The organism is Paenibacillus sp. FSL H3-0310 (assembly GCF_038002785.1).
GTDB lineage: Bacteria > Bacillota > Bacilli > Paenibacillales > Paenibacillaceae > Paenibacillus_AQ > Paenibacillus_AQ odorifer.
Map to the genome: position 1 here is coordinate 3295507 of NZ_JBBODC010000001.1, position 14683 is coordinate 3310189.

The following is a 14683-nucleotide window of genomic DNA, read 5'->3' on the forward strand; positions in this document are numbered from 1 at the left end:
ACAACCCCGCGTTTTCATGCAGGGTTGTTGCTTTTTAGCTATTGCGATCCAAACTTATTGTTGTAATCCGAAATCGCAGATCACCATTTCATGGATTTTATTCTTGAGGCACATCCCGTTCAGGGGATGCTGCTACAGCTTTTTCTTTCTCCAGTACCTCTCTTAAATCATCTTGAATTCTGCGATTCCATAAGGGAACCCCTGAGCGATAAGCAGCTCTGCCCGTCAAATGCGCAGATAAAGGTGAGGTCATAAATACAAAGACAATCCCCAGTAGCAGCTTAGCACTTATATGATCTAGAAAAAATGCAAAATATAGAAAGGCCCCGCTCAGAACACATAAAACACCAAGGGTGGCACTTTTGGCAGCAGCATGTGATCTCAGATAAACATCAGGCAGCCGAATCAGACCATAAGCACTTACAGCACTAAGCAATGCCCCCATCAGTATTAATAAGGCAAACAGCAATTCACCGACTGTCTTGATCATTTCCATGTTCAAGCACCACTCCCCTTTCGATGTATCTGGCAAATGCCGTCGTGCCGATAAAGGAAAGAATGCCTATTAACAAAATAATTTCGATAAAAGCCTGCGTTCGGAGTAAAACAGAAAGAACGGCTACCATGGCTAACAGATTAATTCCAATCGTATCCAGTGCCGCTACCCGGTCGGGCAAAGAAGGTCCCTTCAACAACCGCCAGGCACATACACCAATCGCCAGCGCCATAATCGTAAGCGAGAGCATAAGAATAAAATGGATCATTAACGGGTCACCTCCAATATCGCACGCTCAAAGGTGTCACGGATATTCGCTCTGAACTGTGCGGGATCCTCAACATCCATGGCATGAATATACAAAGTCCGGTTATCATCCGATACTTCAAGTACGACAGATCCGGGAGTAAGGCAGAGCAATGTGATCAACGTAGCCACTTCCCAATCCGATTTCAGCTCTGTAGTATATTTCAAGATTGCTGGACGTATATTAAGCTCCGGTCTCAGAACAGCTTTTACCACTACATAACTTGAAACGACCAGCTCCCGCAGCAGCAACAGGATTAGCTTAATAATTGCCCACACTTTTCCTAGATATAATCTGGGCCAAAAACGTCGCATTCCGAGCAGAATGAGGATACCGATCAAGAAACCAATGACGAAACGTGGCCCAGTCCAGTCATTGTGCAGGAACATCCACAGGAATGCTATCATGAAATTCAATAATAGTTGAAAAGCCATAGTATCACTCCTTCATGACAGCGTTAATGTATAGTGCTGGATCAGCCAGTACAGCTCCGGCTTGGCTGACAAGTCCGTTTACCGTCTCCGCACCCACACCCATCAGAATTACAATCGCGAACAGAACAGCTGCCGGTGCCATCATAGCTTTATAATGAAGCGGTTTGACTTGTTCTTCCCTTTTCTCGCCACCCCAGAACACTTGCTGGAATACCTTGATCAAGGAATATAACACTACGAAGCTGGATGCAAGTGCAATCAGCGCCAGAGCCACGTGATTCTCGCCAAATCCACTCCGCACCATCATCACTTTTCCAGCGAAACCACTAAGGGGTGGAACACCAACCAATGCCAAAGTCAGTACAAAAAACATCCAGCCGGTCCACGGATAACGTCGGATTAAACCACCCATTTCTTTTAAGCGGTCAGTGCCTGAAGCTGAGATAATCATCCCACCCAGGAAGAATAATAATGCTTTGGCAACCATGTCATGCATTAAATAAAACACTACACCATTTAACGAATCCTGAGTCGCAACAGAGATCCCAAAAGCAATAAATCCTACACTGATGATGATATTATAATTAAATATTCGGCCCAAATCGTTGTATGCCAATGCCCCGATTGCCCCAAGTATCATCGTCGCCCCCGCCATCCAGGCAATCAATGTATGGGTAAGTCCCGGTTCTTGAATAAAAATCAAAGTAAAGGTACGAGTAATTGCATACAATCCGACCTTGGTTAGCAAAGCCCCAAACAGGGCTCTAACAGCCAATGGCGGTGCACTATAAGAATCGGGAAGCCAGAAAAAGAGCAGTAAACCTGCCTTAATCGAAAATACAATTAGCAGCAGAACCGCAATGACGTTCATTACACCGCCTTGTCCCGCCTCTGCTACACGCATAGATAGATGCGCCATATTCAGTGTTCCTGTCGCGGCATATAAATAAGCAATCGTCGCCACAAACAAGGAAGAGGAAATCACATTAATTAATACATACTTTAATGTCTCTCGCAGTTGACCCTTGGACCCACCAAGTACGATCAAAGCGTAAGAGGCAACTAACAGCACCTCAAAGCAGACAAACAAGTTAAACAGGTCCCCGGTGAGGAAAGAGCCAAATACCCCGGTTAATAAAAAATGGAAAAACGGATAGTAATAAAACCGTTCCCTGTCTTCCCCAATGCTAGCGAAGGAAAAAAACAGACAAGCCGCGCCAACAATGGCCGCAGTCAACACGAGCAATGCCGAAAACATATCGGCAACAAACACAATGCCATAAGGTGGACGCCATCCCCCCATATATAAGGTCTGGATACCGTTTGTATTTACCTGATACACAATGAATCCTGCAACAAAGATATTTAAAAACACACTCACGGCACTTATGATTCGTTGCAGACGTACTCGTTCTTTCAGAAAAATGAGTATTACTGCCGTAATGGCCGGAATCAGCAGAGGCAGCACTAACAAGTTGTTCATCGTCTCTCCTCCTTGGTTCCTTCCACATCATCGGTACCCGTCGAGCGGTAAGTCCGGTATGCCAAAACAATAAAAAAAGCTGTTACTCCAAAGCTAATTACAATAGAGGTCAAAATGAGCGCCTGCGGCAAAGGATCGACATAAGCTTCCGCTTCCTCACCCAGCAATGGTGCAGCACCTGTCTTGAGGCCAGACATTGTCAGTAACAACAAATGAACGCCGTGCGTTATTAAAGTGGTTCCCAGAAGGATGCGCAGCAAGCTTTTGGAAAGAACTAGATAAACACCTACGGAAAACAGTACACCGATCGCCAGGGCAATAATAAGCTCCATTAGCTATCCCTCCCGATCGTAAATATGATATTCATAGTGACACCAATAACAGCTAAGAAAACACCGAGATCAAAGAACATTGCTGTGGTCAGTTCTGTTTTGCCCATAAGTGGCAGTTGGAAATAGCCAAACGCTTGGCTCAGAAAAGGTACATCGAATAAAAACGAACCTATTCCTGTAAGAAAAGCTACAGATACCCCAACCGCGATTAACTTACGATAGTCGATAGGCAATACCTTCTCAACCATATCAATCCCAAAAGTAATGGCGAGCAGTACCAATGCGGCTGATGCCATCAATGCTCCAATAAATCCGCCTCCCGGATTATTATGTCCGGCGAAAAACAGATAAAGCGAAAATATTAATATCATAACGAAGGCTACTTTAGCTACCGCTTGTAGTAACACATCATCACTTACAGAAGAACGTGGTTTATTATCCTTCACAGCCCGCTTCAGTGGGGCAATAGTTCCATCCGTATCCAGCTGCAGTTTGATCATGGAATAAATAGCAAGTGAGGCAAGGCCAAGCACTGTAATTTCAAACATGGTATCAAAGCCGCGGAAATCAACGAGCAGAACATTAACAATATTTTTACCGCCACCCAAGGTATAGCTATTCTCCACATAATATTTCGAGATGGATTCGAACGGACTACTGCCTAAAGCAGCAAGTGCAACCAATGTCATAGTTATTCCCATCCCGATGGAAATAATTAGCTTAGGCAAGCGGGACCGAAGTTTGAGCGGCTCTTTCTCCAGCTTAGGCAAATGCCGAAAACATAGCAGGAACAATGTAACGGATACTACTTCGACAATCATCTGGGTAAGCGCCAGATCAGGTGCCCGGAACAGAACAAAGAGTAAAGTAACCATATAACCAACCATTCCTGTTAACAAAATGGCTGTGATTCTGGAACGAACAAAGGGGATAGCCAAAGCGCCCACAAGCATAACCATAACAATAATAACTTCAAACAAAGAAAACGGAGCATATTCAGTTGTCCCAAGCGTTATTCCATCGGTATACCATACGGCTCCACCAATGGCTACGATCAGGAAAGCGAAGATATACATCAAGTAATGGCGCATGGAACCTGTCATATAGGTGCCAGTCAACGCCCTAGACGATTTCTCGACCAGCCGGATTACTCCGTCATAGACTTGATTTAAAGTGTAGCCACTGCCCCATTCTTTATCGACCAGACTCCAGCGGCCATAGATTCGGTATACAATAATACCAAGAATCACAACACCAAGTGTCATCCATATTTCTGGTGTAAAGCCGTGCCAGAAATGAATATTCACAACAAAGGGTTCTCCGGTCTGCAAGATAGGGTGAATAGCATTCATTGCAGGGATAATAAGTGTTTTGGATAATATATTCGGGAAAAAACCGATAAATATAGACAGCACTGCTAGCAGGCACGGGGCAAGCAGAAGTCCAAATGGGGCTTCATGCGGTTTTTTGTCCAGCTTCTCAGGCTGATATTTTCCGAAAAAGGTGTGGAAAACCAAAATCATACTGTATGCAAAAGTAAACACGCTGGCAATCCAGGCCAAAACCGGGAAGAGCGTAAACAACGAGGGAATAGACAATATATCCAGGTTTCGGATATTCAGAACAGCCGTAAAAAACATCTCTTTACTTAAAAACCCGGAAAATGGCGGCAAACCAGCCATCGAGAAACTGCCGATCATCGCTACCGTAAAGGTAACCGGCATAATGGAAATCAGTCCGCCCAGCTTTCGCAGGTCGCGGGTACCCGTCTCATGGTCAACTATACCGACCATCATAAACAAAGAGCCTTTAAAGATGGCATGGTTAATAAGGTGAAAGATAGCCGCTGTTGTTGCAGCAGTGTAAAAGACTGAATCTTCCCCTACATAAAATGCCGCTGCCGATCCCATTCCCAGCAATCCCATAATCAGTCCAAGTTGACTAATCGTTGAATAGGCTAATAGAGCCTTCAGGTCCGTCTGCTTCATCGCCTGGATGGAGCCATAAATCAAGGTGATCAAACCGACGCCTGACACAACCCAGAACCACTCATATTGCCCCGCAAAAACAGGGCTGAAACGGGCGACAAGATACAATCCAGCTTTAACCATCGTTGCCGAGTGCAGATAGGCGCTGACGGGTGTCGGTGCCTCCATGGCATCCGGCAGCCAGATATGAAACGGGAACTGAGCTGATTTGGTGAAGGCGCCTAAGAGAATTAGTAGCATCGCCGGAATAAATAAAGCATGCCCGCTAATATCGCCAACCTCACTCCAAATTTCCCGGATACTAAAGGTGCCTGTCATTACATAAAGCATTAAAAAGCCGGCAAACATCGCTAAACCACCAAATACGGTAATCAACATAGATTTGAGCGCACCATACCGCGATTTTTGCCGCCGATGCCAAAAGGCAATTAACAGAAATGACGAAACACTTGTTAATTCCCAAAAGCCATATAACACCATCAAGTTATCCGAGAGCACAACGCCAAGCATCGCCCCCATAAACAACATTAGATAAATATAAAAAGGGGTTAACGCTTCTTTTCGCCGGTCCAGATAATAAATTGAATAGATAATTACAAGACTACCCATCCCAGTGATTAGCAAAGCAAACAACAAACTTAATCCATCCAGATGGAAAACCAAATCAATTCCTAGTGAAGGAATCCATGAAATGGTTTCATATCCCAAATCCCCACCTTTAATAACGGGAATCCGGGTTAAGAAATAAACAAACAAAACGAGTGAACCAGGGAAAACAAGCCATCCTCTATGAAGGTTGGGTGCTCTCTTGGACAAAAGTGCGATTACTAAGGCCATTAGAAACGGAACAAGTATGATTACATGCAGCAAAGGCAGTCCTCCTTTTCCACTTGAGCTTATCAAGTTGTGAACTTTAGTACTTACTTTTTTACCAAAAGCCAAAGATCATATGATTGGTAGGGCCTTTTATACAAGGCCCCAATGTTGATAAGGGCAAGCCCGATTATAAAGAATCGGTCAATGTGCCATCACAAATATGCAGATATCTAGCCTTTCCATCTTCTTGCTCAATTCTGAATAAACCGTTCTCAAATTCTGTGTGTAGTTCGTGAAAGAACTTTCCCTTAAGCGAATACTCTCCCTGAGGTTCATCACTGAGCTGGTACTCAGCCCCGTTTTTGACCAGGTAAGCGATAACGCCTTCCTCATGGGTTTCTTCCAGCCCTGCACGCATCCGCTGCACAGCCACGACATGCAGATCCATCATTTTCATTTTACCAATGAGTTCATTGATGAAATTACGTTTGGTAAGCTCCTGCCACCGAGTTTGAGCAGATTGTCCAATGACGATCTGTGTGACCTCATTCTCTTCAGCAACTTCTACAATAATATCTGTTGTTTTTCGGCCTTCACGTTTCCGAATGATAAACTCTGCGCCAGCTTCATCGGCAAGACGTTTCCAGACCGTCATATACATTTCTTTGCTCTGATTATATTCATCAATATCCGAACTATCGACATTTAATACAAACAATGGCGCCCCTATAATTTCAGATAGTTGGACACCACGCCGGATTAAACGCTCCCCATGCGGACCATAATGAACACAAACCATAATCTTTTCATTGTGTATGACCTTCACCCTCCTGTAACATGGCCAAGAAATACAAAAGGAGCCCACTGGCGTTAGGCCCCTTGCGTAATTCTAAAACCCGATAAGTTATACTTAATTATATCTATTCCTATGTTTTTTGTAAAGTTTGTTGGTTATCATGGAACATATTTCTTTTTAATGCTTGTATCATGCCCTTCTCTTGCAGTTGTCATACAATGGTTATTATATATTCCTTTACAGGAATATTCCCTCCATGGTATATTATCATCACAAACAGGAAATACCAAAAAGGAGGCGCTATAGAGCCGCTCAACCACAGTATGTCATAATAGAGATACGAATGAATTTAATGAATCGAAGTGATCCTTGTTTATGAATACTAACGTTATGAGTGCCTTAGCTGAACCCCACCGCATGCAGATCGTTGAACTATTACGCGAGAATCCTCTAACCGTTGGGGAGATTGCAGAAAGTCTTCAGCTACGGCAGCCTCAAGCGTCCAAGCATTTGCGCGTCCTAAGTGAAGCGGGCTTAATTGAAGTTCAAGCTGTAGCTAACAAGCGCATTTGCAAGCTCCGTCCTGATCCATTTAAGGAAATAGACGATTGGTTAGACTCCTACCGCCATATATGGGAAGAACGATACGATCGACTGGATGATTATTTACAAAAGCTACAGAGCAATGAAAACAATAATAAATCATAGCCTCAGGTCGAAATTGGCAGGAAGTAAACAAATTTGAGGAGGATCTATCCCATGACAAATTCTAACCCGTCCAACCAAGTGGTATCCAAAGTTGTTGATGGCAACACATTAGTATTAGAGCGCGAATTCCAAGCTCCACGTGAGCTAGTATTCAAGGCTTTTTCTGAGGCAGAGCATTTGAAGCACTGGTGGGGTCCAAAAGGTTGGACGCTTCCCGTATGTAATGTCGATTTCCGTCCAGGGGGTACTTGGCATTATTGCATGAAGTGCGTGGATAAGAATCAAGGGGATTTCTACGGAATGGAGTCTTGGGGCAAGGCGTTGTATAAGGAAATTACAGTCCCAGAACAAGTCATTTATACAGATGGATTCTCAGATGCAGAGGGTAATATTTCAAAAGATTTGCCTGAAACGCTTGTCCAGCTAGATTTTATCGACCTGGAGGGTCAAACGAAGCTGGTGAATACCGGTAAATACACTTCTCCGGAAGCCTTGCAACAAGTGATTGATATGGGGATGTTAGAGGGGATTTCCCAAACCTTCGATAATTTGGACGCCCATCTTGAGAATTTACAGAAGAATAACTAGAGCAGCTATCACACGATAAATAGGACGACGCAAGGATACTCTCTCCTGCTCGTCCTATTATGTTTATTTTGCTGGAAATAAGAACCTGATACTATTCGGAAAATATTGCAGGAAAAACGTGTCATTATGCGTGCCCAGCGGATCCGTCTCAAACTTCACTCGCTGATCCGCTCCATCAATCTTCTCTTTTAAAATATCATAAGCACGTTTGCTGTTAGGCACCATGTCCTTCTGGGCATTTGTCTTGTGGATCCCTTCCTGCTCACCAACATACATATAAATTCTGCATTCCCTATCTAGTCTTGATGTCTCCATGAAATGAATGAAATCTTTAAACCATACAGACGCAGATATCAATATAAAATTCCCAACAGTAGCTTCAGTCTTGTACATCGCGTACAGACTTATTAATCCACCTAGTGAAACACCACCCAAAGCCAATTTCTCCGGCTCGTTGGAGATGCGATAGGAGCTTTTGATATAGGGTACAAGATCCTGATAGACATAATTCAAATAATCATCGCCCTTGCCCCCAAAGGACCAATCCTTAAAAAGAGCAGGCATTTCCCAAGGTGTATATTCATCATTCCGCAACTGAGAATCAATCCCTATAAAAATAACCGGTTCTGTTACTCCCTCTTCCACATCTTTCTCTATAACTGTAATCGCCTCTTTGAACAAAAAATCTCCATCCTGTAAGAAAACCGCTGGGAACATCCGCTCCGGAAATAGATGATATTCTTTCGGTAAATACACGGTAATCTGACGATCCATATGTTCAAAAAGCACAAGCTCGCCTGCCCTTATTTGCGTCATATCCCCACTCCTTAACAGTTCAGCACTCGAAACGCTCTACTCATAATCGTTGGTACTACAGAAGCGTGATTTTCATTGGGTGCGACATAGTGCTCAACCTCTAAATTAGGCAAAGCATACTCATTCAATTTTGAAAATAATATTGCTGCGTCATCGACCATAAACGATTCTTCACTTCCAACGGTAATCAATAACTTTTGTTTATCGGCCGTCAACTCTTGACCCTTGCTATAGAACTGCTCCGCATACGTCAGGATTTCATGATCATTCCACCAAATGGATGGACTAGAGGCCAAATAATACTGGAATAGCTTCGTACGAGTGAATAACGTCCAGAGGACAAATAGACCACTGAGAGAGTGACCAAACAAGGCTTGTTTATGCTGATCCACATTATATTTCTTGTTGATTGCTGGCATTAACTCTAATTCTAAAAAAGCCAAAAAATTCTCAGCCCCACCATGTGGACCTATGTCAGCATTTTTCAATCGATCCGGATATACATACTGCTTCGCTGGAGGTGTGAAATCATAAAATCTTCTTTTAGAGACCTCTTCATCTGAACCATAATGTCCAATGCCAATCACAATTGCTGGTGCAATAAAAGTTTTCGGGGCATTTCTTGACTGCAATTTCACAACATCCCGACCCAATTGAAAATATGAATTACCATCGAGCATGTAATACACGGGGAAGCCCTTTTCTGGTGCTGCTTCTCTGGGAAGAGAAACCTTTATATCGTACGTGTAACCCATATACTGAGATTCAAGTTTCCATGATTCTGTGTGTTCGAGCTCTACTTGTGTTGTCATTTTTTCTGTACACTCTCCCCTACACTCTTGACTTTGCTAATAAATATAAGAAATAAGGAATTCCAATAATCGAAACGACTATACCCACGGGTAACTCTGCCGGCTGAAATATTGTTTTGGCAAAATAATCAGAGATCACCAGCAAAAACATCCCGACCACTGCACTGGATAACATAATATAGCGGTGATTAATCCCTACTAATCTTCTGGCGATATGAGGAGCCATCAAGCCTATAAAACTTATAGAACCGGATACAGATACACAAACACTTACGATCCCCACACTGCATAACAGAAAGATCAGCTTTTCTTTTTCTACAGAGATCCCTAAGCTCTTTGTACTGGAATCCTCCAATTGAAAATAATTGAGTAAATAGCTTTTTCGATACATTATAAATCCTAAAATAAGCACCCAAGGTGCGATCATAATGATATAAGTCCAGTTCGCGCTGTAAATACTTCCGACACTCCAAACCGCAGCCATCTCATAATCACTTGCATTCATTTTCAGAGAGATATACAACGACAACGCACCAAAACCACTGCTAATCGCGATCCCTGTCAAAATCAAGCGTTGCATATCGAGTGCACCATTCCGCCATGAAAAAATAAAGATAATGACAACTGCGGCAAGCCCACCTACAAAACCAAACAGCGGCATGGCTAGTATCGAGAACCAGCTTTCTTTAAAAAAAGTAACTCCCGACATCTGAAAGAAAAACATAAACGCAACGATGGCAGCTCCTGCGCCTGCATTTATCCCAAGGATACCTGGATCAGCCAGCCCGTTACGGGTAATCCCTTGAATGACAGTTCCCGCTATCCCCAGACCTATTCCTACTAATGAGGCAATAATGATCCGTGGTAACCGAAACTGAAAAATAACCAGGTCAAATTTAGCATTAGGATCTATTCGCAGCAGTGTTTTTATCACATCCATTACAGACATATCAAACACGCCATTCGTAAGATGAAAATATCCGGCCACAAGGGTTAACAGGATAAAAACTAATAGTGTCAGCATATAGCGGCTAAACTGTACTTTACTTCTATCCACGCTGCTCTCCCCCTTTAACCCGAATTAAATAAAGGAAGAAAGGGATGCCAATAAAGGCTGTTACAACACCAATTGGCGTCTCAAACGGAAAGTTAATATAACGGCTTAAGACATCGCAAAACGCTAAAAAAACAGCTCCAATCACCACTGAGCAAGGAATGATAAAGCGATAGTCTATACCTACGATAAACCGTGTAATATGAGGAATGATTAGACCCACAAAGGCTATCTTGCCGACTAAAGCTACTGCTGTCCCGGTCAGACATATAACCGAAATAATACTGACAATTTTCACCCATTTTGTTCGTTGACCCAAGCTAATCGCGGTTTCATCCCCCAGGGAAGCAACCATTACTGACTTAGAAATACTAACCGCCAAGAGCAGTCCAACGATTATAAAAGGAACTGATAATATTAGCATATCTGGATTAACGGTATGTATTTTCGAGCTATACCAAACGCTAACATTTTGTGAGACTTGAAAAAACATCGCTACTGCTGAGGCGATACTACTTAAAAAAGTACCAATTACAGTCCCAATAATAGCTAACCTGACTGGTGATAAACCGTTTTTAACCAATGAACCAAATCCGAAAACCAAACCTGCTCCGATGGCTGAACCCACCATAGATAAAATAATCATCTGAACATTCGATAATCCCGGATAAAACACCATAGCCAACGTAATAACAAATGCCGATCCGTCATTTACTCCCATAATCGATGGTGATGCAAGATAGTTACGTGTAACCCCCTGCATTAACGCCCCTGAAACAGCCAGAGCCGCTCCAACTAATAAAGCGGCGATTACACGCGGAAATCTAGATGTCATAATAATGTTGTGGTCCACATTATTAGCATCGAAGTGTGTAATCGCCTGCCATATTGTCAATATTCCAATATCTTTAACACCATATAAGACGGATACAACAATTGCTAATACGATGAATAATGGAGAAGTTGATAGGATCAATATAACTTTCCAATTTTTTGTATTCATCTTATTCATCGCACCTTCGGTTTTACTTCAACAGGTTTTCAATTGCCGCATCCAGGAATCTTACTTTAGACCAAGCCGTTCCACCTTGTGCCAACGGATCAATTGCATTTACAAACACATGATTATTTTTGACAGCAGTTACGCTTTTGAAGATCGGATTCTTGAGCAAATCATCAAGTGCTGTTGCATTATCAGTATTCTCACTAGTCTCAAACTGCAAGAAAATATAGTCCGGATTAATATCCGCCAAAGCTTCTAATGAAAGCTCTGCTTGTGCTTCTGTAGAGGAGATCACCTCAGGAATGGCAGCACCCAGATCTTCATAAATAACCGGATTCAAATAAACGCCAGCAGGATACACACACATACTGCCCTGACGAATGCGAATGACTAGAATGGATTGATCTTTCAGCTTTTCTCCAATTTCAGCCTTTGCACCCGCAGCTTTAGATTCATAATCACTAATAATTTTTTCTGCATCTGTGGTCTTACCGGATAATTGACCTAATAAGAGCAAGTTATCTTTCCAGTTTGTTGAAATATGTGAATAAGGAATCATCGTTTGAATTTTATTAAGTGCGCCGGCCACATCTTCCCCAAACTTGGAAGACCCTAAGATAACATCTGGATCCAGTTGCAGAATCGCTTCATTACTTGGAGCAAATTTATCCCCCACTAAGGATGCACCCGCTAGGTCAGTTGACAGATAACCTGGAATGGCATCAGCTATTGCAAGTACACCTACAGGTTTCACTCCCAGTATGGCAGCATCTTCCATAGATTCGAGACTTGCTGCTACAATATTATTAATCTCTGCAGGCACGACATAATCCTTGCCCAAATATGTAACGGTTTGTTCAGTGGCAACAGCCTCCTGAGCCGCATTTCCTTTGTTATTTGCAGTTCCTTCTGTTGCTACTGCAGCATTATTTGTGCTTTTTTCTGAAGCTGTCTTATCCTTTTCATTGTTACCGCAAGCTGCCAAACTCAAAGCTAATACTGCTGATACCCCAGCTAATAAATATTTTTTCTGATTCATAATCAATCTCCCCATCTATATTTTATTTATCATTCTTCAAACTAAAGTAATGATAATGAGAATCGTTATCATATTAAATCATATGAGAATAATTATCAATACTTTTCTTAGATTATATGAAATCTTGTAATTTAACAGTTGCGTTGAATTATTAGTGAACATGCAGAAGAACCCGCACCAACTGCGGGTTCTTCTGCACTATAAATATGAGTCCATTTTTTTAATCAGCATTATAAAACTCAGATAAGTCACGGAACAACAATCCGCACGCCTCTAGTCTATTAAGTTCCTCATCCACATCAGTGATCAAATTGCTTTCTCTCTCATGGGCTGTATTGATTAGCCACGGTTGTCCCTGTTTTAGAAAACAAAGATCATCAGGCAGCCTGGTCTGTACCCACGAGTACAAGCTGGTGGAATAGGATAAAAGAATATTGACCGCTTCAGGTGAACAATCAAAAAAATAAACATCTGCATAATGCCCCATAAGCCGAGTCCCCGGCCAATAGTCATCTTTTATGACCTTTTTGAGAAAAGGTTGCAGCTGTTCAAGCAGTTCATATCCTTCTGGCTCCAACTCCATCTGATCACGCTTTACTAGAATAAATTCATCACATACTTCCATAGCTACCTGTACCAGCGTCTTGTAGGTCTGACCCGTTGGTTCCTGCAAAATAGTATGAATAATAATGTACCCCCTCTACTTACTTGTATTATTCAAATATTCTTTATGCATCCTACCCCAGCCACACATGCTATCCAAAACTGTAATTAGCGATTTGCCATGTTCTGAAATACTATATTCCACCCTGAGTGGAAGCTCATGATAACTCACCCGGTCGATAAGCTGATCCTCTTCAAGCTCCCGTAATTGTTTAGCTAACGTACCTTGGGAGACATCTGGGATAATCCGTCTAAGTTCACCAAATCGTTTTGTGCCATCTATCAATAAAATAAATAAAATGAGCGGCTTCCACTTTCCACCGATCTTTTCAAGTGTTGTAAGAACCCCGGTTAATCTCGGCTCCAGCAAATCCATGCGATCCCCTCTTTCGATAGTTATATAACTGTATGTTCGAACCAGCTAGTACGAAAAATCGTACCTAGTACGAAAAAAGTGCGTACTGTGCAGGTTATATTTTATAGCTAATAATAAAAAACAGAACTTAATAAGTCCAATTAACTATGAACGGAGAAGATAAATATGTCCACTATTTCATTAAAAAACCAGCGCATCGTCATTATCGGAGGAAGCTCCGGAATAGGGCTTGCGACTGCCAAACAAGCGGTTGAACAAGGCGCAGCTGTCATAATCGCTGGGCGTTCACAAGATAAATTAGAGAAAGCTCAACACCTTCTGGGATTCGATTCTGTTGAAATTCATTCACTAGATAATCAAAATGAACAGGACTTGAAGGATTTCTTTGAAAAAATCGGCGTTTTTGACCATTTGTTCACTCCGGGAGCCTCCTATGTTAGAGGACCGATTACTTCTAGCTTGGAGATTGCACACAGTTGCTTTAATGCAAAGTTCTGGCCGCAATATAATGCTGTAAAGCATGCCATCCCTTTTATCAACCCAACAGGCTCCATTGTTCTTATGTCCGGCGCATTCAGCCAGCGTCCACTTGCAGACGGTGCCTCCTATGCAGCTTGTAACGGCGCGATTGAAAGTCTGGGAAAAGCATTAGCAGTAGAATTGGCTCCGATTCGGGTAAATTGTCATCTCCCCTGGAACCATTCATACCAACTTTAATTGGGAAGGCGCAGAACAGGAAACTAGAGACAAGGCTTACGACGAATATACGAATATCAATATCCTTGGCAGGGTGGGTCATGCCGACGAAGCAGCGCATACAACGATTTATTTGATGACCAATAGCTATACAACAGGAAGTACTTTATTTCCGGATGGGGGATATATTTTGCGATAAAAAACAGCTGAGTCAATAAGTTGGAAACGCTACTTATTGACTCAGCTTCTTTTAGTTGAAAGAATCAGGGAGAAATT

The 14683-nt window shown here is 42.4% G+C and carries 16 protein-coding genes and 1 pseudogene; 3 read left to right on the forward strand and 14 right to left on the reverse strand.

The genetic code is table 11. The annotated features are described in order from the left end of the window. Positions 1-97: 97 nt before the first annotated feature. The 7 genes from mnhG to MHH63_RS14930 all read right to left on the reverse strand — a co-directional run bounded on the left by mnhG (position 98) and on the right by MHH63_RS14930 (position 6682). Positions 98-490 carry a monovalent cation/H(+) antiporter subunit G gene (gene mnhG, locus MHH63_RS14900; RefSeq protein WP_081386304.1) on the reverse strand — a complete coding sequence of 131 codons (393 nt, stop codon included), beginning with the start codon at positions 488-490 and terminating at the stop codon, positions 98-100. Next, positions 471-764 (reverse strand): Na(+)/H(+) antiporter subunit F1, encoded by a 294-nt coding sequence (locus MHH63_RS14905; protein ID WP_036686407.1) that lies wholly within the window; start codon positions 762-764, stop codon positions 471-473. The genes mnhG and MHH63_RS14905 overlap by 20 nt, the downstream gene beginning before the upstream one ends. After that, positions 764-1237, reverse strand: coding sequence for a Na+/H+ antiporter subunit E (locus tag MHH63_RS14910; RefSeq protein WP_076126047.1), 474 nt, complete (start codon positions 1235-1237; stop codon positions 764-766). The genes MHH63_RS14905 and MHH63_RS14910 overlap by 1 nt, the downstream gene beginning before the upstream one ends. A 4-nt stretch (positions 1238-1241) precedes the next feature. Next, the gene (locus tag MHH63_RS14915; RefSeq protein WP_076183579.1) at positions 1242-2720 is read right to left on the reverse strand and encodes a Na+/H+ antiporter subunit D; all 1479 of its coding nucleotides are present in this window, start codon (positions 2718-2720) and stop codon (positions 1242-1244) included. Continuing rightward, positions 2717-3052 carry a Na(+)/H(+) antiporter subunit C gene (locus MHH63_RS14920; protein WP_036686402.1) on the reverse strand — a complete coding sequence of 112 codons (336 nt, stop codon included), beginning with the start codon at positions 3050-3052 and terminating at the stop codon, positions 2717-2719. The genes MHH63_RS14915 and MHH63_RS14920 overlap by 4 nt, the downstream gene beginning before the upstream one ends. Next, positions 3052-5916, reverse strand: a complete 2865-nt coding sequence (locus tag MHH63_RS14925; protein WP_076306367.1) for a Na+/H+ antiporter subunit A — start codon at positions 5914-5916, stop codon at positions 3052-3054. Before MHH63_RS14925 ends, MHH63_RS14920 begins: the two co-directional genes overlap by 1 nt. 127 nt (positions 5917-6043) lie before the next feature. Further along, complete coding sequence (locus MHH63_RS14930) at positions 6044-6682, reverse strand: universal stress protein (RefSeq protein ID WP_232061321.1); 639 nt, start codon at positions 6680-6682, stop codon at positions 6044-6046. Positions 6683-7027: 345 nt separating this feature from the next. On the opposite strand from MHH63_RS14930, the gene MHH63_RS14935 reads away from it, so the two are divergent. Continuing rightward, positions 7028-7360 (forward strand): ArsR/SmtB family transcription factor, encoded by a 333-nt coding sequence (locus MHH63_RS14935; RefSeq protein WP_076126043.1) that lies wholly within the window; start codon positions 7028-7030, stop codon positions 7358-7360. Positions 7361-7411: 51 nt separating this feature from the next. Then, positions 7412-7948, forward strand: coding sequence for an SRPBCC domain-containing protein (locus MHH63_RS14940; protein WP_341171732.1), 537 nt, complete (start codon positions 7412-7414; stop codon positions 7946-7948). 63 nt (positions 7949-8011) lie between these two features. Here the strand turns inward: MHH63_RS14940 and MHH63_RS14945 are convergent, their stop codons facing one another. The 7 genes from MHH63_RS14945 to MHH63_RS14975 form a co-directional block, all read right to left on the reverse strand. Then, a complete protein-coding gene (locus tag MHH63_RS14945) occupies positions 8012-8764 on the reverse strand; it encodes an alpha/beta hydrolase (protein WP_341171733.1) in 753 nt (250 codons plus the stop codon). Positions 8765-8775: 11 nt separating this feature from the next. Then, entirely contained in the window at positions 8776-9576 is an 801-nt protein-coding gene (locus MHH63_RS14950) for an alpha/beta hydrolase (protein ID WP_076306318.1), read from the reverse strand. Between the two features lie 19 nt (positions 9577-9595). Continuing rightward, complete coding sequence (locus MHH63_RS14955) at positions 9596-10600, reverse strand: FecCD family ABC transporter permease (RefSeq protein ID WP_076126226.1); 1005 nt, start codon at positions 10598-10600, stop codon at positions 9596-9598. Between the two features lie 25 nt (positions 10601-10625). Next, positions 10626-11633 (reverse strand): FecCD family ABC transporter permease, encoded by a 1008-nt coding sequence (locus tag MHH63_RS14960; protein ID WP_445321767.1) that lies wholly within the window; start codon positions 11631-11633, stop codon positions 10626-10628. 22 nt (positions 11634-11655) lie between these two features. Next, positions 11656-12672 (reverse strand): ABC transporter substrate-binding protein, encoded by a 1017-nt coding sequence (locus MHH63_RS14965; RefSeq protein WP_076280775.1) that lies wholly within the window; start codon positions 12670-12672, stop codon positions 11656-11658. Positions 12673-12892: 220 nt separating this feature from the next. After that, positions 12893-13345 carry a hypothetical protein gene (locus tag MHH63_RS14970; protein ID WP_081386290.1) on the reverse strand — a complete coding sequence of 151 codons (453 nt, stop codon included), beginning with the start codon at positions 13343-13345 and terminating at the stop codon, positions 12893-12895. A 27-nt stretch (positions 13346-13372) separates the two neighbouring features. Continuing rightward, the gene (locus MHH63_RS14975) at positions 13373-13711 is read right to left on the reverse strand and encodes a winged helix-turn-helix transcriptional regulator (protein ID WP_076126032.1); all 339 of its coding nucleotides are present in this window, start codon (positions 13709-13711) and stop codon (positions 13373-13375) included. A 165-nt stretch (positions 13712-13876) separates the two neighbouring features. On the opposite strand from MHH63_RS14975, the pseudogene MHH63_RS14980 reads away from it, so the two are divergent. Beyond that, a pseudogene (locus tag MHH63_RS14980) lies at positions 13877-14606 on the forward strand (SDR family oxidoreductase). Positions 14607-14683: the final 77 nt, after the last annotated feature.